Source organism: Actinoplanes sp. NPDC000266, assembly GCF_042899005.1.
In the GTDB taxonomy this organism is placed as follows: domain Bacteria; phylum Actinomycetota; class Actinomycetes; order Mycobacteriales; family Micromonosporaceae; genus Actinoplanes.
The window spans coordinates 810,524-831,365 of the sequence record NZ_JBIAZI010000004.1 but is presented as its reverse complement, the minus strand read 5'-3'; the positions used below and the strand labels follow the sequence as shown (position 1 = coordinate 831,365).

Below are 20,842 nucleotides of genomic sequence, written 5' to 3'. Positions count from 1 at the left end.
ACCGGTGCGGGCGCCTGTTGCGTTTCGCCGGTGCGCGGTGGCTGGTGCTCGTAGGCTCTGCTGGTGAGCCATGCCGGACGACCTTCATGTGTTGCCGATGCGGGTGCTCCTGTGGTGCACGGTGAAGCGGTCGAGGTCATGGAGCTGGGCGCGGGTGGGCTGACGCAGGACGCCGCCGACGCGCTGGCCGCCGTGACCGCTCGAGCGGCCGGCGTCCCGACCGCGATGATTCATGTGGTCGACGGTGACCATCTGCGGCTGGCCGCTGGAGTGGGTTTACCGGAGGGCTGGGATTCTTCGCGACGTGTTCCGGTGTCCTCGACGCTGGCCGGTGCCGTGTTCGCCGGGCAGTGCCCATTGATCGTCGACGATATCGATACCGACGTACGGGTGCCGCCGCAAGCGCCGGTACGCGAAGCCGGGTTCCGTTCGTATGCGGGATTCCCGATCCGTGACCGTAATGACGTGGTCGTCGGGGTCTGCGCGGTACTGGACCTGAAGGCCCGCAGGTGGCAGGCGGCACAGCTGTCCGGCGTTGACGAAGGCGCGCGAGCCTGCGCGGCGTTCGTCGAGCAGCAACACGCCACACAGGCCGCTGAGCATTCACGCCGGTTCCTCGACGCCCTGCTGGACAGTTTGCAGGTCGGTGTCGCCGCGGTCGACGCCAGCGGGCGGCTGGTCGTGACCAACCCGATGATTCGCCAGCTGTCCGGCGACTTTCCTGACGACGGTGACTTGCGGGCCTGGGCGCGACAACGGCTATTGACGGCCGGCACCGGGCAGCCGCTGGCGCCAGACGAGGTTCCCCTGCTGCGCGCCCTACGCGGGGAACGGTTACGCGATGTTGAGGTCAGTGCTGAGCAGCCGGGCCTGCCGAGGCGCACGTTGCTGACCGACGCGCAGCCGATCCTCGGCCAGGACGGGAGCGTTCGGGGCGCGGTGGTCGTCGCCCGCGACGTCACCGAACGGCGCCGCGTCGAACGTCTGCACGAGTGCGAGCTGAAAGTGTCGAGGGTGCTCGCCGGTGATGCATCCGTGCCAGACGCGGCCGCGCACGTGCTCGAAGCCCTCGTCGACGGCCTCGGCTGGCGGCACGCCCAGCTGTGGTTGATCGACGACGACGCCGATGTGCCGCGCCTGGCAGCGGTCTACGATGCCGACGGTGACAGCTCAGAGCCGCAGGCCGAGCAGCTGCCGTACGGCCTTCGCCTGGCTGGGCAGGCATGGCAGAGCGGGCAGCCGGTGTGGGCTCATGACGTCAGCCGGGAGGCGGTGACGCCGGCGACCGGCGCCGGTGATCAGCCGGGCCGGCGCACAGCGCTGGCGGTGCCGGTCGCCAGCGGTGAACACACCCTGGCCGTGCTTGTGCTGTCCACCGACGTCGTGCAGGAGCCGCAGGACCTGCTGGTCAAGCTGTTGCGGGGCCCCGTCGCGCAGATCGGGCAGTTCCTGGAACGCCGCCGAGCGCAGGAACTGCAGCTGGCACTGCTTTCGAGTAAAGAGGAATATCTGGCGTTGATGGGCCACGAGATGCGCACCCCGCTGACGTCGATCTCCGCCTACACCGACCTGCTGCTCGAACTTGACAGCGACGACTTCGACACCGAGGGCCGCGACCTCGTTCGAGTCGTGCAACGCAACAGCGATCAGCTACGGCGGATCGTCGATGAGCTGCTCGACCTGGCCGCGCTCGACAACGGCCACGCCACCATCACCTGCCAGCCGAGTGACCTGGCCGCCCTGACCCGCGACGCCGTCGCCCGGATAGCCGGCGAAGCCGAGCGTGACGGCCAGACACTCACGTGCCGATCGCCGAAAAAGTGTCGTTCTCGCCGACGAGGCCCGGCTACGGCAGGTCGTCGACGCTCTGCTGTCCAACGCCCTGCTGCACACGACGCCCGGCGGGCATATCGACGTCACCCTGGCTGAGATGCCCGACGCCGTGGAGCTGACCGTGGCCGACACCGGCATCGGTATTCCCGCACCGGAACAGCCCCAGCTGTTCAATCGCTTCTACCGCTCCAGCCGCACCCGCGAACAGCGCATCCCCGGGGCCGGCCTGAGTTTGGCGATCAGCCGGGCCATCATCGAACGTCATCACGGCAGCATCCGGCTGCTGCCGCAGCACCAGCCCGGAACCACCATCCTGATCCGCCTGCCGCGCTGATCGTCAGTGCCCGGACAGGAGCTGATCAGGCCGGACATGTGGGGATCAGGTACGCCGTTTGGACGTCTGCGGACCGCCGAGCTCGGGACGACTGCCGAGCGGTCGCGTGCACCTGCGCACCACACCGCCGCACGTTGCAGTTTCCGTCCGATGGGATAGTCCGTTCGGGGGAACACGGCTCGGCTGAACGATGGAGCGCTCGACGGGCCGCTGACGCGCCGTAACGTCGGCGGCATCGCCGAGAATGGGGCTACGAGTGGCAGCAGTAGTGGTTGCGGAAGACGACGACGACATCAGGATGATCACCGTTCGGCTGCTACGCCGGGCCGGGCATACCGTCGAAGAGGCACCCGACGGACAAGCCGCCCTCGAACTGGTACGTCAAGTTCAGCCAGACGTAGTCGTCAGTGACATCGACATGCCCCGCATGTCCGGTGTTCAACTGTGCCAAGCGATCCGCGCCGACCCCACCACTGCTGACCTTCCGGTCATCTTCGTCAGCGGCAGCCTGCTTCCCGGCGACGCCCGGCCGGCCGCCGCCCAAGCCACCGCTATCCTGCGTAAACCGTTCAAGCCGGCAGAGTTGCTCGCCTGCCTGGACAAGGCCCTCACCTCGGGCCATGAGCCAGGTCAAGAACCCAGCCAGTGCCCCTGACCCGCCCATAACGGCCAAACTCGGGGCCTACCGGCGAAGCCGAAATGCAATGGTGGTCAGCTGTGGCCGACGCCGACCAGCTTCCGCAGGTCGTTGGAAAGCGACGCCAGATGCGCCGCGGCCTGCGAATTGGGACCGGGTTCGGCCTTCGAGGCACGAGTGACTCTGGCCGCGTCCGAGGCGGCCACCAAGACCTGCTCGACCACCCTGGTCTACAAAATCGATCAGCAGCATCGGCCCGGGGTCCGCTCGGGCGCTCGAGCCTCCTCGGCCACGGCCAGATGCCCCTGATCTACGTCCCGCGGTACGCGGGATCCTACGGTTGGGCCTTGGCCCGATGGCATGAACGACTCAGGCGCGTGGGAAACGCTCCGATGAGTAGATCGTGGCGGATCAGCTCTTCCTGCTGTGCAATCTGGTGATCATGGTGGCGTATGCGTCCATCATGGTGGCGATCGTGGTGCCGGTGGCCAAGGCCGGGCAGTTGCGGACCAACAAGCTGGCCACGGCAACGGCGCTGATCTTCTTCAGCTGTACCGTGGGGCATGGCTTACACGCGGTGATGGCGTACCGGATGGCAGTACAGCCGACGTTGTCGCACGGCATGGACGCCGTCTCGCCGCACTGGTCGTGGACGTCAGCGCTATGGGACCTGTTCACCGCAGCCGTGGGCGTCTACTACTGGAGTTTGCGCCGTAGCTACGGCGTGCTGCTCGGCAAGGGCGCCATCTACGTCGACCCGTGGGGCCAGCGCCGCCTGCAGGAAGCCGACGAGCGGGAACGAGCTGCCCGGGAGAGCGCCGAGGCGCACCGAGCGATGCTGGCGACCGTGGTCGAGCACAGCGACGACGCGATCGTCGGATTGACTCCCGAAGGGATTGTCACCGCGTGGAACAGCGGCGCACACCGGATCTTCGGCTACACCGCCGACGAAGTCATCGGCAAGCCCGCCACCATGTTCACCGAAGGCCCCGGCCTCGGTAAACAGCAGGAGGTCCTGGCTCGGCTGCGCCGCCGCGAACGGGGCCTGAGCTACGAGGCCAGGCGGCTACGTAAGGACGGCACACCGGTCGACGTGTCGCTGACCGTCACCCCCATCGAGGACCACACCGGCACAGTGATCGGCGTGTCCGCGGTCGCCCGCGACATCACCGCCGCCAAGGAGGCCGCCGAACGCCAGCAGGCCGTGCAGGAACGCACGAACCAGGCACTGCGCATGGAAAGCCTCGGCCGGCTCGCCGGCGGGGTCGCCCACGACTTCAACAATCTCCTCGCCATCATCGCCAACTACACCGACTTCGCCCTCGAGCAGACCGCCGGCGACGCGGAAGTCCAAGCCGACCTGCGCGCGGTGCGCACCGCCGCGGACCGCGCCACCAACCTCACCCGCCAACTACTGACCTTCACCCGCGGCGACACCGTCCAGCCGCAGGACGTCGAGCTCAACACCGCCCTCGCCGAAGCCGAGACCATGCTCACCCGCACCCTCGGCACCCACATCCAGCTGATCAGCAAACCATCGGCCGAACCGCTGACCGTGCACGCCGACCCGGGGCAACTGCAACAGGTGCTGCTGAACCTGGCCATCAACGCCCGCGACGCCATGCCCACCGGCGGCACCCTCGTCATGGAGGCCGACACCGCAACCCTCGACGGCACCGAGACCAACATGCAACCACCGCTACCCGCTGGCATCTACGCACGCCTGATCGTCAGCGACACCGGCGAAGGCATGCCAGCCGACGTCATGAGCCGCATCTTCGAGCCCTTCTTCACCACCAAACCGCAGGGCCAAGGCACCGGCCTCGGGCTCGCCACCGTGTACGGCATCGTCACCGACGCCGGCGGCAGCATCAACCTCTACTCCGAACCAGGCATCGGCACCACATTCCGCGTCTACCTGCCCCTAGCCACCACGCCCACCGGCAAACCGGCCGAACCCGCAGCCGCAGCCGCAGCCGCACAACACGGTGACGGTCAAACCATCCTGCTCGTCGAAGACGAGATCGCTCTCGCGCGCGTGATCACCCGCATTCTGACTGGCGCCGGATACCACGTCAGAGCCGCCGCCAACGGCGCCGAAGCACTGGACCTGTTCGACCAGCACCACTGCGACCTGCTGCTCACCGACGTCATCATGCCCGGCATGTCAGGACGTCACCTCGCCGAACTGCTCACCACCAAACGCCCCGGGCTGCCCGTGCTCTACATGTCCGGCTACAGCAACGGCTTACTCGCCACCGCCCACGTCGTCGACGACGACATCAGCTTCATCGAAAAACCCTTCACCGCCGGCGACCTCCTACAAAAACTTGCCTCCGTACGAGAAACCCACGTGCCCAGCGGGCCATGACCCGCCAGCTACCACCCGTGCCTGCAAGTCAACGCCGCTACGGGCGATCCATCGGGACTATGCCGGCAGCGGTGTTTTTGACCCGGCACGCCGGACCGAGGTCCAGCGAGATGGGCCCCGTGAGTGATGACACCGAACATCGGTCACAGCAGCGACTACACCCTGCCGATCCAGGGCCATCCGGATGCTGAGGAAGCACGGCGTGCAGATCCTCGTTGACGACGCCGGTGCCGGGTTCGCCGGCCTCAGCCACATCGTCGAACTCCGCCCGACCATATCGAACCGATATTTGCCTGGTCCGGGACCTTGGCGGTGACCAGGTCCGGCGCTTTGCCACGGTCGCTGACCATGTTCGCCGCCAAGACCGGCGCGCAGTTGATCGCCGAAGACATCGAGACCCCCGCCGAGCACGACACGCTGCGCGGCGTCGCCTCCGCCAAGGGTTCTTCTCCGGCGCACTCAGCGCCCTTCCCCGGCGCCGGACGGGGCGAATAACCTGCCCGCGATCAGCGTGGACTCACCGCTGGCCTGACACTGGCGGTATCCATGACTCAGGTGAGAATGGCGTCGGTGACGGCAACCTGGTCCTGCAGGACCCCGCCGATCAGGTGCTGGGTCTGGTTAATTTCCTCTACAGCGGTGTGAATCTGAGCCAGCGACGCGGTGACGGCCTCGACTGCGGTCTGGATCGCGCTCACCTTGGCGCTGACCTCATCGGTGGCACGTTCGGTTTCGGTGGACAGCTCCTTGACCTCGCCGGCGACGACGGCGAATCCTTTACCGGACTCGCCCGCCCTGGCCGCCTCGATCGTGGCGTTGAGCGCCAGCAGCTTGGTCTGCGCCGCGATGCTTTGGATGTCCTGGACCACACTACTGATCTCGGCGCTGGCCCGTCCTAGAGCCGCCACCTGCTCGTTAGCCTGCATAGCCAGCTGCTCGCCGCGGACGGCCACCGCCGAAGCCGAGTTGACGTTGCGTTCCACCTCGCCGATCGAGTCCAGCAGCTCCCGGCCGGCGCTGTGCAGCTGCTCAGCGGAGACGAACCGTTCCAGTGCCTGCCCGACGAGGAACGCGGTGTTTCGCAGCGCGCTTTCCCGGCCCGAGTACATGATCAGCGTCCGGGTGGCGAAGAAATCCATGGTGCCTACGATCCGGCCGCCGACTTTGATGGGCAGGCACACCCCGGACTTGACGCCGGCAGCTTGGGCGGCTGGGCGCCGTACGCAGTCGGTCAGCTCGCCGAGGTCCTCGACAAAAACCAGGTCGCCGCGGTCCCACGCGCGGCCGGACAGGCCCACCCCGCGGGCGAAGGACGCGGACATCGTGACTTGCCGGAACTCCGCGCCGGCGTCGCCTGACTCCAGGGCGAAGCGCAGAACTTGGGCCTGCTCGTCCAGATGCCAGAAGGAGCCGTACTGCCAGTCGAACTCCTTACGGATGGTCTCCAGCGCTGAGCGCAGCGCCTGGTCGCGGCTGGTGGCCTGGGTCATCTGGCGGATGACGGTGGACACAGCGTCGGTGTCCTGCGCGGCTTTTTCCTGCTTGACCGCCTCACGCAGGCGCATCAGCGTGCCCGAGACCAGCACGCCGATCGCTCGCAGGACTGCCAGCCGGTTGTCCGAGGGCTGCATCTCGGTCGTGGCGAAGAAATCCATGGTGCCCACGACGGCACCGTTCTCGATGATCGGGAAGCAGATTCCGCTTCGCACACCGGCCCGGGTCGCGGCCGGCGCGCGCATGCAGTCACTGACGTCGGCGAGGTTAGGCACGAAGACCAGGTCACGGCTGCGCCAGGCCCGGCCGGACAGGCCCACTCCCTCGGCGAAGGTTGCCCGCAGCGTCACCGTGCGGAACTCGTCGTTGACCGAGCCGCTCTCCTGGGCAAAACGCAGCGTGCGCGTGGTGTTGTCCAGCTGCCAATACGAGCTGTACTGCCAGCCGAAACGTTCACGCACCAACCGCAGAGCGGCACCGATTGCCTGCTCCGGCGAGGCTGCCTTCTCCATCGCACGCACGATCTCGGTTACAGTCTGCACATCGGTGCCCGCCTCGCTGAGTTCCTCGTGCAGCTTCGAGACCGTCTGGGTGCTACGCGCGCCGAACATTCATCGTCCTTTCCGAGAACGACCCCTGCCGCTCCGTCCCACCCACCTTCGGTCGCAGACCGGTCCGGTTTGAGGCTGCAGATATTTAACGATCACGACGACGAAGAGGTCAGAGCAATTCACCTGCAACCGAGCTACGGACCAGAAGGAAGGGCCTAAGTCCCTTCGAGCGCACAAACCTAGCTGGGCCTGAACTGCGGAAACGCGGATCAGGACGTTCTGCTGTCCGGCCTGGGGACGGTACGGCGGCGCAGCAAGCGGTCCCTGCCTCCGCCGCAGTGCTCTCACGGGTCATGGCCGACGCACGGATCATCCGCGGACTCCACTGGCTGGGCACCCATAGACCCTTCACATGGCTTACCGGCGCCGCTAGCTCCGACATCGCCGAGATCAGCGGCTGGTGGCGAGTCTTTGATGACCGCTTGCCCAGGGTGATTGTGCCGGCGAGAACCGGAGCCGTTTGTGGGCGAGTTTCGGAGCCGCTTCGGGGTGACCGACGAGATCAATGTCGGTGAGTTCGAGCGCCACTCTCGCGCGAGTCAGCCTTCTGTTCGCGGCTGCCGCCGCCCGGCGCTCGCTCCCGTCGTCCGCTCCGCGCCCCCGGCCGGCGCCGCCGCTGCGACGACCCGGTGGAAAGGTCTCTCACCCTCCTCGATCAGTCAGCGCTACATGGCGCACAGCTCCGCCGCGAAATACGCGCTCGCGGCTTTGAGGATCTCGTTGGCCCGGCGCAGCTCGGCGTTCTCTTTGGCCAATCGCCGGTTCTCCTCGGCTAACTCGCTCGTCGGCCGGTCATGCCGTTCACCGGCGTCGGCTTTCGCCTGGCGGATCCAGTTACGCAGCGCCTCGTGATGCACGTTCAGCTGCCCGGCCAGCCGCCGGATCGTCGGTTTCGGGTCCGACTCGCGATACAGGCGCACAGCACGCGCCCTGAGCTCGTCGGGGTACTTCTTCGGTGCTGCCACGGATGCTTCCTCCCCATGATCAGTCGATCATGTTTGAGAAGCTCCACCAAACCGGGGGGAACTCAAGGCTCCACACCGAGCCCAACACCCTTACGCCGACCACTTGACAGACATAGAAGAGTCCATCGCCACCACACCGCGATCGGCGGACCACCCGCCAGCCGGTTGCCCAACCTCTCAGGGCAGAACACCTAGTCAACGTCGTGACCGGCGACCCCGCCAAGACCCTGCGAGCCTCACTCTGGCGGCGGAAAGTCCAAGCGACCGCCCGGCCGTTCCCACTACCGCCAATACCTCGCCACCGGATAGATCACGAAGCGCCGTTGGAGTACCAGGCAGAACGTTCGTCGTCTCAGCGTGGGTTCGGCCCCAGGCTGGCGGCTGAATTAGTGACCATGATGATCGTAACAGAGTCGAACTCGCGACCTCCGGAATCGTTGTAGACGGCTTGGGTGCAAGTCCAGATCTGGGCATTAATGGTTGTCCGGAAAATCGCTATTCTCCTGATAGGAACGACGTCGTCTCCGCTGGAGAGCGCGGCACAGCCCACTCCGACGTGCCGCCAGCGTGCGGAAAATGTACGTTCGGAGCCAGGGTATGGGGCGGCTTGAATTTCGAAAGTTGTACGATTTTGCCATGTCAATCAGAACGGCTTCGGCCCGCTGGAATGGGAACCTTACCGATGGTGCAGGCACTATCGAGACGGGCGGCGGCCTACGCGGCGGCTACTCCTTCAAATCGCGATTCGAGGAGGGTGAAGGCACCAATCCGGAGGAGTTGATCGGTGCTGCGCACGCCGGCTGCTTCTCGATGGCCCTTTCGCTCGGACTGCAGGAAGCGGGATTTACTGCGACCTCGGTGGAGACAACGGCCAAAGTTCAGCTGAATCAGACTGAGGCAGGGTTTTCGGTGACCCGTATTGATTTGGAGACCACTGGGGTCGTCCCCGGCGTCGATGACTCCACCTTCCAGAAGATCGCCGAGGATACAAAGACCAACTGCCCGATCTCTCGACTGCTCTCGTCGGGTGCCGAGATCAACCTGAGCGCGACTCTCGTCTGACCATCGGAAATCTGAAACTGGCGCGGTCCGGTTGATACCGGACCGCGCCAGTTTCGTTCGCGAGTGGCGTCGCGGGCGACGCCTTCTTAATGGCTGGCAGTATCAGCTTCGCGTCGTGCGTCGTGCGTCGTGCCGACGGCGTACGGCTTGCACGTATCCGCCGTCCGTGTCGCTGAATCAGCTGAAGGAAGCCCAGTCGGAGCAGGCCGTGAAAGAGTAGCCATCGACGTAATAGTCGGTGCAGGCCCGGAACCTCTTGATATCACTGCCCGGATCCTTGGATGAACTCTTACCAATATTTACCCACAGCGACCCTTTGTGGCCGTTCGTCAACTCATACTGAATGGATCCGCCGGTCGCGGAATACTCGTACCCGGCATACACCCAGACCCATGAGCTTCCAGCTCCCGGGCTGTTGTCAACCTGTGCCTCCGTGTTGTGGTACCTCACCGATGCCGCGGCGAGGGCAGGCTGCGCCGGACACATCGCCACGGAAAATACTGCCGTCGCGACTCCCAATGCTCTCGTTAAGGAGATGAATCCCATTTCTCTACCTGCCTCTACGATGTACCGGTTCCGTCGGCTTCTGGGCAAGACATCAACTTCCGCCCTATCTCTGCCGACGGCTGCTGCGTCGGCTAGTTCGCTACAAAGAGATGAACTTTCGTGTTGGCCGGCAGGTGAGTCGGTGTCAAGTTACACAGTAGGCGTCGTCTGACCCTGGCTAGCCCATGGAGCCGTGGTCAGGATCGAGCCGCAGTAACAAGAGCGAAATCTGGGTAAATCCCGGCCTGCGATCAATGCGCTTCAGTTAGCAACTCACCCTGCCCGGTGTTGGCGAGTAAGTGCGATAGGGCCAATGGTCCTGCCTGGTTCGGTATCGTGGCGGCGTTTAGTCTACATTCGCGATGGTTAGCAGGCATGGCGTGGGTCAGATGGTCTTTGGGAAACAGCTGAACCATGTGTGCAATTGTGGCAGCCGCCGTGCTAACAAGGAGATGCCCGCCGCTGAACAGGTCGCGGCGGGCACACCTTAGAGGCGCGTCGATTCGTAGATGGATCGCAATTTCTACCGCCCGGATCAGGTGGCGGGCATCAGTGCGGCCAGGGCGGCCGATGAGAGCTTCCCCGTCGCGGCGTCCGGCATTTGGGTCCACAGGTCCGATTCGCGTGAGAGGGATACGCTGCGACGTTTCGGTGAGCAGCTGCCGTTAAGGCCGCTGTGGTGCCGTGGTGGTCCAGTTGGGCGGCGGCTTATGATTGGGTGCGATCTCAGCGCCTGGGAGCAGCCACGGACGCTACCATACGGTTTTCTCCTGGGTACAGGCTTTACCGACATACCAGGTGTTACACACTAGAAGCGTCTTGATGTGTTTACCCCAATCGTTTTTCGCTGAGTAGCCGGCATTGGCCTCCAGCGAGGCTGTGCCGCCTTCAACGAATTTGACGTGGACGGTGGTCCAGGCGCTTGAACCGTAATTGGGAGTACCTACGATCCACAGCCAACCAACACCTTGTCCGGGGCAATTGTCGAACTCGACCTGCGCTCCGTCAAAAACTATCCGCCCGGAACAGGCGGTGGCGGAAACAGGGGAAGCCATGGCAGGGGAAGCCGTAGCCGCCGTCACCATGCAAAGTGACAGAATGATCGCAGCGACCGTCTTAGCCCCCGGCGCCCGGTGCTGGACTCCGCTTCGCCACCAGGACTTCCGGATATTTAGCTTACTCATTTCTGCTCCTCATTCATGCGATAGGCCGCCGCGTGGCAGGCCGAGTCTTGTTGTAGGCGAGGGCTTACACCTCTACCTAGAAAGACGTGGATTACTCAGTTGGTTCGGGGTAAATAGCTCTGATGACCTTTTCGGGAGACACTATGCCTCGGCACGCATATCCGCACAGTTCAAAGGAGAGGCCGGCACCATTTTGTCGCCCGCGAGCGGCAACGCGTCACGCAAAAGGGGAAGGACGTGCGAGGCCACGATCGGAGATCGACATCCATCATCTTCTATGTATTGCGATGGCGTTCACGGGCTTCCGTGAGTCGTTGACGTGCGGAGATGTGTGGTCCAGACCTCACGTTCCGGGGCCGCGACGCCCGGTGGTGCAATCCCGGTCGTTGTATGACCGGCTAGCGACCCTACGGTAGGTAGTACATCGGGTTGGGCACCTTGAATGACCGCCGGGCGTGGCCGCCGTCAAGGTCAGAGAGCTGGTCGCCCACATTGGCGACGATGTCGTAGCCCAGCGACTTAAGGTGCGCTCGTGTGCCGGCCTTGTATTGGATCGTCGAGCAGGACGCGGCACATGGCAAGTACGGCGGGAGATTGGCCGTGCCCGGTTTGGTGAACAACTCCGTCGGGGCGTTGTAGCCCTGCTCGGCGAGGTTCTGCAGGGTGATGTCCCGTGCTTCGGTGGGGCGTCCTGTGATGTAGAAGATCGCGTACCCATGGTCGGCGGCCCACTTGGTCAACGTCGTCATGCCGAACACCGCGGTGAGCCGCTTGCCCAGCACGTAGTCGAGGAACGGACCCGTTGAGCTGTATCCGCCGAACTCATGTGTCGCGCCGTAGGTGTAGCTGCTCAGAACAGTGTCGTCGACGTCGAGAACCAGCGCCCGGCGCTGCACCGAGGTGTTCCTGGACAGCCAGCTGTACAGCTCGTGCTGGACACGAGCGACGTCCGCCGCGTATGCGGAGTCGGGTGCGGGGACGTGATCTCCTTTGTCGCCGTAGTACACCTGGATCTGCTGACGCACCAGGCCGAGGTTGGGGATGGTGGTGTCGTGTGACACTGCGGGGCGCTGTTGCGCCGCGTTGGCACTGCCGGTGGCGATGAGTGAGCTCGCCGAGAGAGCGATCACGACTGCGGCCACGATCGCGGTGCTGGCTCGGAAAGTTGTGACCCAGTTCCTGCCAGTCGACGGCACATGCTTTCCACCCGACATGGTTCTCCTTTGATGGTCCTACATGAGCGTGCTGAGGCACGCTCCCTCCTTTGAGGACGACGGGACGGACCACCGATGGTTCGCGGATCCGCGAACCAAGGCTGAACCCTTGATGGCCGGACCCGTTGCTCAAGGCAGCAGGGGATCTGTCGGCGCGGCGGGCAATCCGGCGGGTCAGCAGTGTTCGTCGGGGGCCGCGGCGGCGAGGTTAGTGGGCATCCGGCGCGGCGAGGCTGGCGGATTGCAGGGTGTTCACAACTGCACGTCGATATCGATGCTCTGGTCATGACACCATCGGTAGATGGTCCTGGAATACACGTGTATCTGAAGGCTTGCCGGGTCAAAGAGGCATAGACGGCCGATGGTCGGCGGCTCGCCGCCACGCTCCGTTACGTCGACCAGCGGCAGATCGAGCGCGCCGATCCTGATCTCCTCCACCCAGCGGGCCTCGACGCGAGCGGCAAAGAGGAAATCTGGCGGATGCTGGGCATCCACCAGAGCCATGAACCGCCAAAGGCCGCCGATCGTCTCCGCCAGGGAGTCGCGGTCGTACGGCAGCATCGCGGCCCGTGCCGTGAAGATCCGTCCGTCTGCACCCAGGACACCGGCCAATGTCCGCACCATCGACGCCGCCACCACCAAGACCGTCCCTATTCATTACTCGCCAGTAGATAGCCCTCTTTTATGCGGACGGTTGACGTGCAAGAACGTTCAACCGGCTGAGCGATGAATTGCGCTTGAAGAGAGTTGAGGTGACCCCATGCCCTGACGTATGGGTTCATTTCCGGCGGCAGGTGAACACTGCGGGCGGCTGTTCGTCTCTCCTCATAGAGGGCCACGCCCCGTCGCATCAGCCCGCGCCTCACCGTCGCCCGCAAGATCGGATCAACTGCATGAACAGATCGGGTGTCGCCTACGTCATCGGCGGCTCGATCGCCGGACTCCTTGCTACTCGGGTCTTGGCCGAACATTTCGACCGCGTGGTACTGCTTGACCGAGACGCCCTACCCAGCGGTCCGCGCCCTCGCCATGCCGTGCCGCAGAGCAGGCAGGCGAACATGGTGCTCAGCCGTGGTGTGGCGGCACTAGAGGAACTACTTCCCGGTCTGACGAAGGAGCTGGTCACGGCGGGCGCGGCTGTCGGAGACGTCATGCAGGACGCGCAATGGATCGTCGATGGTGCAGTGTTGCCCCGCCAGCCGAGCGGGCTTCTTGCGTTGGTCGGTAGCCATCCTCTTGTGGAGCACACCATCCGAGCACGGGTCGCCCGCATGCCGGGCGTGGAGATCGTGCCCGGCTCCTTGGTAGATGGTTTGCTGACTACCGCTGACAATCGCCGCGTGACCGGCGTCCGCCTCCTCGCCCCGGGCGGTGTCAAGGAGCTGACGGATGCGGAACTCGTCGTCGACGCCTCGGGCCGGGCCACACTCGCGCCGCGCTGGCTTACCGAACTCGGCTACCCGCCACCACCGACCGTTACTCTCCGTGTCAATCTCACGTATGTGACAAGGTCGTACCGGCGAAGTGGTCACGACATCGGTGGCCGGCTCGGCACTGTCGTGCTCAACCATCCCGGCATGCCGTATGGCGGTTGCGTCTTGGCGCAGGGGAAGGATCGCTGCTCCCTCGTGATCGCGGCGGCTGGTGCAGCCCCGCCCGTGGACGAGAACGACTTCTTGGCGGTCTGCCGCAGATTTGCTGGCAATACGCTGTACGACCTGGCGCGCTACGGCGTCGCACTGGGCCGGCCGCAGCTCATGCGTTTTCCCGTCGAGAGGTGGCGGCGATTTGACCAAGCGGAACGCTACCCTGCGGGTTTATTGCCGATCGGCGATGCGATCTGCTCGCTGAATCCCACCTACGGCCAAGGGGTCACTGTCGCCGCTCTGCAGGCGCTACGGCTGCGTGATCTCCTCGGCAGGCCTGACGGTACCCCCTTCAGCGCGCGGTTTCTCGCCGAGTCGGCCGCGATCATCGCTGATGCCTGGCAGATCGCCGGTTCCCTCGACCGGCAGTTCCTGGGCGGGTACGAACCACTGAGCGACCCGATCGCCCGGCTGCGCGCGGCTGCGTCGAAGGACCCGAGTGTCGCGGCCGCGTTCCTACGGGTCATGCAAGGGATGCAACCGCCGCAGGAGCTCACCGAGCCGGCGCTGATGGCGCGCGTGGCGGCCGCGCTGGAGTCCTGAACTTACTTGGTTCCGCCGCGTCGTCCATACGTGGGGACATTTGATGCGCCTGCGTCCGGCCAGGTCGGCAACGCCTGGTCCGACGCCATGCGGCAACTTGCTGGTCACGTGCCGGGCGGGTGGTACACCCGAGAAGCGGATGTCGGGGCGTTCGTCACCGGCGCACCGCTTGCGCCGCTCAACGCGGCTTACAGCTTTGCCGGCGAACCCGATTTGAGTTCTCTGGACCGCGTCGTGGGTGAGGTGGTCGCATTCGGTCGGCCCTGGTCAATCATCGTGCCGGTCGAAACAGCCGGCGCTGTCGCCGACCTGGCCGTCCGCCGCGGCGCCGACCGCCGCCACGCGATCGAGGTGATGACGTGCGCCGCAGGCGACGCGCTGCTCGACGCCGATCGTGTGCACCGTGAGCGGGTACACCCGATCGGCGCGGAACTCGGCACGATCTATGCCGAGACCCTCGCGACGAGCTTCGAAACGGCGGGAGATGCCTTTGACCTGCTGGCCAGCGGCGATGTGCTTGATGCCGGAGGCTTTACCGGTTATCTCGCGCACGGGTCGGGCCGCCCGGTGGCCACGGGCCTCGGCGTGAGCAGTGGTGACATGGTCGGGATCTACAACATCGGTGTGGTCCCAACGTTGCGCCGACGCGGGCTGGGCCGGGCGATTACGTCGCGAGTACTCGAGGACGGGTTCGCAGGAGGCGCCGGGACGGCGTACCTGCTTTCCAGCGCGTCCGGCAAGCCGATGTATCAGGCAATGGGGTTTCACGTCACGCAGACGTGGACTCAGTTCACATGTGCATAGTGGCGCAGGGAGAAATTCTGGCCTACTGCGCGCACTTCTCGGCCGCTATCCGTACTGGCTCAACCGTCACGTCCAAGCGCCGGCATCCGATGCGACCGGGTACTGCGGCAGGCTGAAGCCGTTGGACACCTTGATCTGCGGACGCAGAAGGCTCGAGCGTAGGGGCTGCGGCAGGAGCTCGGTCATTTGGGCGGCACGGTTACGGGCCCAGATCCCGAAGGCGCTGTGCGGAGTCATCATTCGTGCTCCCTGCGTACGCCCGAGGGCTTGCACCTGGTTGATCCAAGGGCGTAGCCGTCGTTCGTAGGCCGCAAGGCCGGCCGGGATATCACCACCGCACTGCGCCAGTTCGCCGGCGAGAACGTAAGCGCCGACCAGCGAGATGGTTGCGCCATGTCCGGACAGGGGTGACGCGCAGTAGGCCGCGTCGCCGACCAGCCCTACCCGTCCACGCGACCAACTTCCCAGCACCATCTGTGAGAACGAGTCGAAATAGAAGTCGGGCGTCTCGTCGAGCTGCTGCGCTGCTCGGGCGGCCTCCCAGCCCATGTCCGCCATGCGGGATCGGATGATGTTCTTCTGCAGGTCAGTGTTGCGGTAGTCGTAGTCCAACGGGTCCGCGTTGAAGGTGAAGGCCGCGAGCGCGCGGGTGTTGTGGGCAACCGAGCGCAGCATCAGAGAACGGCCGGGTTCGCCGTACAGCTGCGCGATGTCTTGCAGACCTAGATCGTTGCGCACGGTCCACAGCCCGATGTACGAGCCGAGATGCCGAAGAAAGGGCTTCTCGGGCCCGAACATCATCGCTCGGGTGCCAGAGTGCAAACCGTCCGCGGCGATCACGAGGTCGAACGAACGTGCGGCTTCGCGTTCGAAAGAGACATGCACTTTGTTCGTGTCCTGGGTGAGCGAGCTGATGCGATCGCCGAACAGGTATTCGACGTCATCGCGGGCGGCGTCGTAGATGATGCGCGACAGGGCTCCCCGCCCGATTTCGAGCTCCGCGATGGGCCCGTCGCCGTGGAAGCCGTCGACGGGGATCGTGGCCAGTACGTCGTTGTCGTCGTTGATCACCCGTAGTCCGTCGGTTTTCGTGCGCTCGGCCCTCATGTCTTCGAGCAATCCCATCCGGCGGGCGACTTCCCTGCCGACTCCCCGAAGGTCGATGATCTGGCCACCGGATCGCAGCTGCGGGGCTCGTTCGACGACTGTCACCGTCGCTCCGTACCGGCTCAGCCAGAACGCGAGTGTCGGGCCGGCCACGCTCGCTCCGGATATCAGAACTGAAAGGTCACGCACGGTACCGTCCTCTTTCCTTGACATGGTTATTTGTTTGTCGCTATGTCAGGTTAGGGCAGCCTAACCTAAGCATCAATGTGCCGTAGTTAATCGTTGAAACTCGTGATCCCGGCGAACGATGCCGGCCGCAATCCGTGGATCGGCCTATGGGGCGAGGCGCACGGGCAGGCGGAGAGGCCCGCGCATCCGGCCTGACCCGATCCACGCCAATTGGTCCAGCGGCACAGCAAGTCGTAGCTCCGGGAATCGCCGTAGAAGGGAGCCAACCGCGATCCTCGCCTCGAGGCGCGCTAAGGGCGCTCCCAGGCAATGGTGGATGCCGTGCCCGAACGCCAAGTGCCGCGGCTCCCGGCGGCTGACGTCGAGCGCATCGGCCCGCCCGCCCTCGTGTTGAGGCGTATCCCGGCCCGCTGAGCCCAGCATGACGATCACGATGTCACCTCGCCGGATCCACCGGCCAGCCAGGAGAAGGTCCTTCGCCGCATAGCGGTAGGTGGTGTATTCGACCGGCGGATCGTGGCGCAGTAACTCCTCGACGGCGCCGGGCATCAGGTCGGGGCGTGCGCGCAGAAGATCAGCTTGCTCGGGATGCCGAAGCAGGCCCAGCATCATGTTGCTGATCAGGTTCACGGTGGTGTCGTGCCCGGCAGTCACCAGCAGCATGGCCGTGGCCAGTTGTTCGCTGTCGGACAAGCCGTCTGGGGAGCGTCCCGAGGCCGCAAGGGTTGACAGCAGGTCGTCGGCAGGTTGTTCCCGCTTGTGCTCGAGCAGGGCAGCGAGGTGGCGGTTGATGTTGAGCATTCCCGCCCGCTGGCGGGCCGACGGTGTGCCGAAGGCGGCAGAGGTCCAAGAGCGGAAGTTCGCCCTGCCATGTTCGGGCACGCCCAGAAGCTCACAGATCACTGCCACCGGCAGAGGCCCGCAGAAAGCCTCGACCAAGTCGATCTCGGAATGTGCTGCCATGGTGTCGAGCAGATCGTCGGTGATCACCTGGATGCGCGACGCCAGCTCGCGGCTCCGGCGAGGGCTGAAGGCGGATGCCACCGGTTCGCGTAGCCGAGCGTGTGCCGGCGGATCGGACTCCAGCATGCTGCCGCCGAAACCGGCGCCGCGTAGATGGGCCGTGTAGCCGAGCGCGGCCAGAGCATCCTGTGCCGGCGACGGATCTTTGGACAACGCCGACATGGTCAGCGCTTCACGGGCTTGCTGGTAGGTCAGCACCATCCATGCGTGCAGTCCGTTGGCCAACTCGACGCGGTGAATCGGGCCCTGCACAAGCAACGCGGCCAGCAGGCGCGGTGAGTCCGCCTTGAATGCCGCGTTTATTGAGACGGTCGGGATGCGGTCATCGCGGTACCCACGTCCCGTTCCAGGGTGATCGGAAGGCTCGTTTCTCATCAGCTCTCGTTTCGTCCGGCGGATGACGCCGCCGCACCCGGCGGCATCGCGGCGTCGGCGTCCTCAGACCTCTGCTGCGAGGGTGACGTGGATGGTGCGAAGCGCGTAATGCGCCCGGGACTTCACTGTGCCGACAGCGATGCCGAGCCGCCGCGCTACCTCATCGATGCTGTTCCCGCGAAAGTGCAGCTCGGCGAGCAGGGTTTGCTGGTTCTCGGTGAGCTGGACATAGGCGTGGCAGACCGCGTGGGCGGCCAGCGCCATGCCGATGGCATCGTCAGGGGCGTAAACCTCACTGGCCTCGGCGAGGCTCACCTCGTTTGGCCTGGCCTGGCGCATGCGCACGGCGTCGATGGTGACGCGGCGGGCAACGACGAACAACCATCGTCGCGCTCGTTCGGAGTCTGTTGGCACCGACCCGATGTGGCGCCAAGCGCGAAGCATCGTCTCCTGGAAGAGGTCTTCCGCAGCCTGCTTGTCGCCGTTGACAAGGCTGATCAGGAAACGCATAAGGGACCGGGCATGTTCGACGTGAAGCTGCCCGAGACGTTCGGCGGCGTCGGTCACGGGCTCTGCATCGGTCGTCGCGGATCGTGGTGTGTAAGCCGCTGTGGTGGTGCGCCTGGTCACGGTGATCGATGCCTTCCCGAAGCGAACAGTTAGATGCACGATGCGGCGAGGGGGCATCTGGTTCGCTCGTATGCGAAGAACATCAGAATCTGTCCGGTTCCTGACGGTCCCGCCTACACGCCGGCCTCGACATCGACACGACCGGCTATGTCGACCCGCGATCGCCAGAGTGGGCATCGTGATGTGCTGGAGCCGATAGCTACCGAGCCCGCCGCACCGTTTGACAGGTTTATGAGACAACGGCCTCAGCGCGTAAGTGGCTGGCATCATGGCGGCGGCGCGTAGACTCATTCTTATGTATGTCGTGGGTGCTCTCGACGATGGCATCGCCGAGCCGAACTGGGATACGGCTTTCCAGGATCTTCACGGCGCGACACGAATGGTGTCGTCTGGCTCCTGCGGTCTCACAACGGGACAGCTCCAATGGCAAAAAACCCGTACATACGGGCTCGTGTGGTGCTCCGGACGCGAAGAAGGCGTTGTTCGGGACGCGCGGCATATCCGGGTAGATCCGCGAGGGACCTGCGAGCTCATCGTGCCTTTCAAAGGAGGAGCGGAGGCGACGCAGAACGGCGACACGGGTTCTCTGGCCCCTGGAATTGTTGCGTTGTGTGAGATCGACAAACCGATTCAATTTTGGCATGGCGCCGATTTCGGATCGATATCGTTGATCGTCCCCCAGGACGAGATCGCGCGGCGCAATACCATGACGGCAGCAGGTTCCCACCTCATGAATGGGTCAACTGGCATCGGGGTGCTAGTCCGGCAGATGGCGTGGACCTTGTTCGAACAGCGCCAGCATCTGAACCACCGTGAATTCGAGGCGTCAGTCGACAGTCTCCTCGATTTGGTCTGCATCGCGGCCGAGGGGGGTGCCGATACGGCCTTCGCGGGCCACCACGCTGCAGTCGAGCGATCGATCCGCGAATACGTGCGTACGCATGCTCATGAGAGTGGTCTCGATGTCAACCAGATCGCCATTGCGCTGGGCTGGTCCGTTCGGTACATCCAGAAGGTCCTAGCCGCTGCCAACACTACCTCTCGTGAACTCATCCGACAGGAACGTCTGAGTTTGGCGCGATCACGGATACGCAGCCCTGAATGGGCGACGGCAAGCGTTGCGCACATCGCTCATTCGTGCGGCTTCGCCACACATTCGATGTTCTCGACGGCCTTCCGCCAGGAATTCGGCATGACTCCGCGAGAGATGCGACGATCCTATGAATTTTCTACCCTTGCCGATCCGCGCGGATCGGCAAGAGTGGAACCGTCACCGTGACAGCTCAGCAGGAGCAGGTCTAGGCTGCCGCCCTGCGGGGGCGGGTCATCCGTTCGCAGATCTTGGCGTACGTGGTCCGCGGCAGCAGCCGCGGTACGTTCGCCATCACCTTCCACGGGGCGCCGACGACGGTGTACATGCGGCCACGGTCCAGGGCTCGGAGAGTGTCGGCCACTACACCTTCCGGCGGGCGCTTCGGTCCGAAACGCGCCTCCTCATCGTTGCCGATGACCTCGAAGTACTCCGTGTCGGTCGCGGCCGGCGCGCAGGAGACCACGCGTACCCCCGAGCCCTGATTTTCCGCCCAAAGACCATCACTGAACGACTGCACGAACGCTTTCGACGCGGCGTAGGTGATCTGGTAGGGCAACGCCTGGAACGCTGCCGCCGACGAAACGTTGATGACCACGCCGTCGCCCCGCTCGATCATGCCGGGCAAGAACTGGTGCGTCATGCCGACATAGGCAGCCACATTGACCATGACCAGGTCCAGGTCGCGCGCCGGGTCGAACGTTTCGAAACGCCCGTAGATACCGAAGCCGGCGTTGTTGACGAGGATGTCGGTCTGGATACCCTGCGCCTGAACCTCGTGGAAGATCCTCGCCGGCGCGTCGTTCGCGCTCAGGTCGGCGGCGACCACGGTAGCGGTCACGGCGTTGTTCTGCTCAACTTCCGCGGCGAGTGCCTTGAGCCGGTCCTCCCGGCGGGCCACCAGCACGACGTCGCAGCCACGGGCGGCCAGCCCTCGCGCGAAAGCGGCGCCGATCCCAGCGGATGCTCCCGTGATCAGGGCCGTGCGGCCACGGTAGTCCACTTGATACTTCACGTCAGTCGTCCCATCTGACCGGATCGCGGGCAACGCCGGTTGCCTACTGTCCGGCGCCTCTCGCCGAGCCGTCTGCCCGGCCACTCAAGTGTGGGCCGCAGGGCGAGGTCGGTCTTTCCGTCACGCGCACCGTTTTTGCGGGGGAGCGCCTGGTTGCTGGCGCGAACAT

General features: G+C 64.8%; 19 protein-coding genes. 9 read left to right on the top strand and 10 right to left on the bottom strand.

Features of this window, described 5'->3' with window-relative positions; genetic code table 11:
- Positions 1-63: 63 nt before the first annotated feature.
- The 3 genes from ACFY36_RS20295 to ACFY36_RS20285 all read left to right on the top strand — a co-directional run bounded on the left by ACFY36_RS20295 (position 64) and on the right by ACFY36_RS20285 (position 2,822).
- A complete protein-coding gene (locus ACFY36_RS20295) occupies positions 64-1,929 on the top strand; it encodes a GAF domain-containing protein (RefSeq protein ID WP_499747519.1) in 1,866 nt (621 codons plus the stop codon).
- Entirely contained in the window at positions 1,868-2,167 is a 300-nt protein-coding gene (locus tag ACFY36_RS20290; protein ID WP_499747567.1) for a sensor histidine kinase, read from the top strand. The genes ACFY36_RS20295 and ACFY36_RS20290 overlap by 62 nt, the downstream gene beginning before the upstream one ends.
- 256 nt (positions 2,168-2,423) lie before the next feature.
- Positions 2,424-2,822, top strand: a complete 399-nt coding sequence (locus ACFY36_RS20285) for a response regulator (RefSeq protein WP_499747518.1) — start codon at positions 2,424-2,426, stop codon at positions 2,820-2,822.
- 56 nt (positions 2,823-2,878) lie between these two features.
- On the opposite strand, the gene ACFY36_RS20280 is transcribed toward ACFY36_RS20285, so the two are convergent.
- The gene (locus ACFY36_RS20280) at positions 2,879-3,028 is read right to left on the bottom strand and encodes a hypothetical protein (protein WP_499747517.1); all 150 of its coding nucleotides are present in this window, start codon (positions 3,026-3,028) and stop codon (positions 2,879-2,881) included.
- 179 nt (positions 3,029-3,207) lie between these two features.
- Between ACFY36_RS20280 and ACFY36_RS20275 the strand changes: the two genes are divergently transcribed.
- A complete protein-coding gene (locus tag ACFY36_RS20275; protein WP_499747516.1) occupies positions 3,208-5,175 on the top strand; it encodes a PAS domain S-box protein in 1,968 nt (655 codons plus the stop codon).
- Positions 5,176-5,523: 348 nt separating this feature from the next.
- A complete protein-coding gene (locus ACFY36_RS20270; protein ID WP_499747515.1) occupies positions 5,524-5,670 on the top strand; it encodes a hypothetical protein in 147 nt (48 codons plus the stop codon).
- Between the two features lie 56 nt (positions 5,671-5,726).
- Here the strand turns inward: ACFY36_RS20270 and ACFY36_RS20265 are convergent, their stop codons facing one another.
- Complete coding sequence (locus ACFY36_RS20265) at positions 5,727-7,280, bottom strand: GAF domain-containing protein (RefSeq protein ID WP_499747514.1); 1,554 nt, start codon at positions 7,278-7,280, stop codon at positions 5,727-5,729.
- Positions 7,281-7,945: 665 nt separating this feature from the next.
- Positions 7,946-8,245: a transposase gene (locus ACFY36_RS20260; protein ID WP_499747513.1), complete on the bottom strand. Its 300-nt coding sequence runs from the start codon at positions 8,243-8,245 to the stop codon at positions 7,946-7,948.
- 636 nt (positions 8,246-8,881) lie between these two features.
- On the opposite strand from ACFY36_RS20260, the gene ACFY36_RS20255 reads away from it, so the two are divergent.
- Positions 8,882-9,307: an OsmC family protein gene (locus ACFY36_RS20255; protein WP_499747512.1), complete on the top strand. Its 426-nt coding sequence runs from the start codon at positions 8,882-8,884 to the stop codon at positions 9,305-9,307.
- Positions 9,308-10,605: 1,298 nt separating this feature from the next.
- Here the strand turns inward: ACFY36_RS20255 and ACFY36_RS20250 are convergent.
- The 3 genes from ACFY36_RS20250 to ACFY36_RS20240 all read right to left on the bottom strand — a co-directional run bounded on the left by ACFY36_RS20250 (position 10,606) and on the right by ACFY36_RS20240 (position 12,887).
- Positions 10,606-11,037, bottom strand: a complete 432-nt coding sequence (locus tag ACFY36_RS20250) for a hypothetical protein (protein WP_499747511.1) — start codon at positions 11,035-11,037, stop codon at positions 10,606-10,608.
- A gap of 407 nt (positions 11,038-11,444) precedes the next feature.
- Positions 11,445-12,179 carry an HAD family acid phosphatase gene (locus ACFY36_RS20245; RefSeq protein WP_499747510.1) on the bottom strand — a complete coding sequence of 245 codons (735 nt, stop codon included), beginning with the start codon at positions 12,177-12,179 and terminating at the stop codon, positions 11,445-11,447.
- A 324-nt stretch (positions 12,180-12,503) separates the two neighbouring features.
- Positions 12,504-12,887: a hypothetical protein gene (locus ACFY36_RS20240; protein ID WP_499747509.1), complete on the bottom strand. Its 384-nt coding sequence runs from the start codon at positions 12,885-12,887 to the stop codon at positions 12,504-12,506.
- Positions 12,888-13,144: 257 nt separating this feature from the next.
- Here ACFY36_RS20240 and ACFY36_RS20235 point away from each other — a divergent pair, with 257 nt between their 5' ends.
- Positions 13,145-14,440, top strand: a complete 1,296-nt coding sequence (locus tag ACFY36_RS20235) for an NAD(P)/FAD-dependent oxidoreductase (RefSeq protein WP_499747508.1) — start codon at positions 13,145-13,147, stop codon at positions 14,438-14,440.
- Between the two features lie 30 nt (positions 14,441-14,470).
- On the top strand, positions 14,471-15,244 hold the full coding sequence (locus ACFY36_RS20230) for a GNAT family N-acetyltransferase (protein ID WP_499747507.1): 774 nt from the start codon (positions 14,471-14,473) through the stop codon (positions 15,242-15,244).
- A gap of 66 nt (positions 15,245-15,310) precedes the next feature.
- Here ACFY36_RS20230 and ACFY36_RS20225 read toward each other — a convergent pair whose 3' ends face one another.
- From ACFY36_RS20225 to ACFY36_RS20215, 3 genes are all read right to left on the bottom strand, one after another.
- A complete protein-coding gene (locus ACFY36_RS20225) occupies positions 15,311-16,564 on the bottom strand; it encodes an FAD-dependent monooxygenase (protein ID WP_499747506.1) in 1,254 nt (417 codons plus the stop codon).
- 120 nt (positions 16,565-16,684) lie between these two features.
- Positions 16,685-17,938, bottom strand: coding sequence for a cytochrome P450 family protein (locus ACFY36_RS20220; protein WP_499747505.1), 1,254 nt, complete (start codon positions 17,936-17,938; stop codon positions 16,685-16,687).
- A gap of 63 nt (positions 17,939-18,001) precedes the next feature.
- Positions 18,002-18,505: a sigma-70 family RNA polymerase sigma factor gene (locus ACFY36_RS20215; protein ID WP_499747504.1), complete on the bottom strand. Its 504-nt coding sequence runs from the start codon at positions 18,503-18,505 to the stop codon at positions 18,002-18,004.
- A 358-nt stretch (positions 18,506-18,863) separates the two neighbouring features.
- Between ACFY36_RS20215 and ACFY36_RS20210 the strand changes: the two genes are divergently transcribed.
- Complete coding sequence (locus tag ACFY36_RS20210) at positions 18,864-19,847, top strand: AraC family transcriptional regulator (RefSeq protein WP_499747503.1); 984 nt, start codon at positions 18,864-18,866, stop codon at positions 19,845-19,847.
- 19 nt (positions 19,848-19,866) lie between these two features.
- On the opposite strand, the gene ACFY36_RS20205 is transcribed toward ACFY36_RS20210, so the two are convergent.
- Entirely contained in the window at positions 19,867-20,673 is an 807-nt protein-coding gene (locus tag ACFY36_RS20205; protein ID WP_499747502.1) for an SDR family NAD(P)-dependent oxidoreductase, read from the bottom strand.
- Between the last annotated feature and the right edge of the window lie 169 nt (positions 20,674-20,842).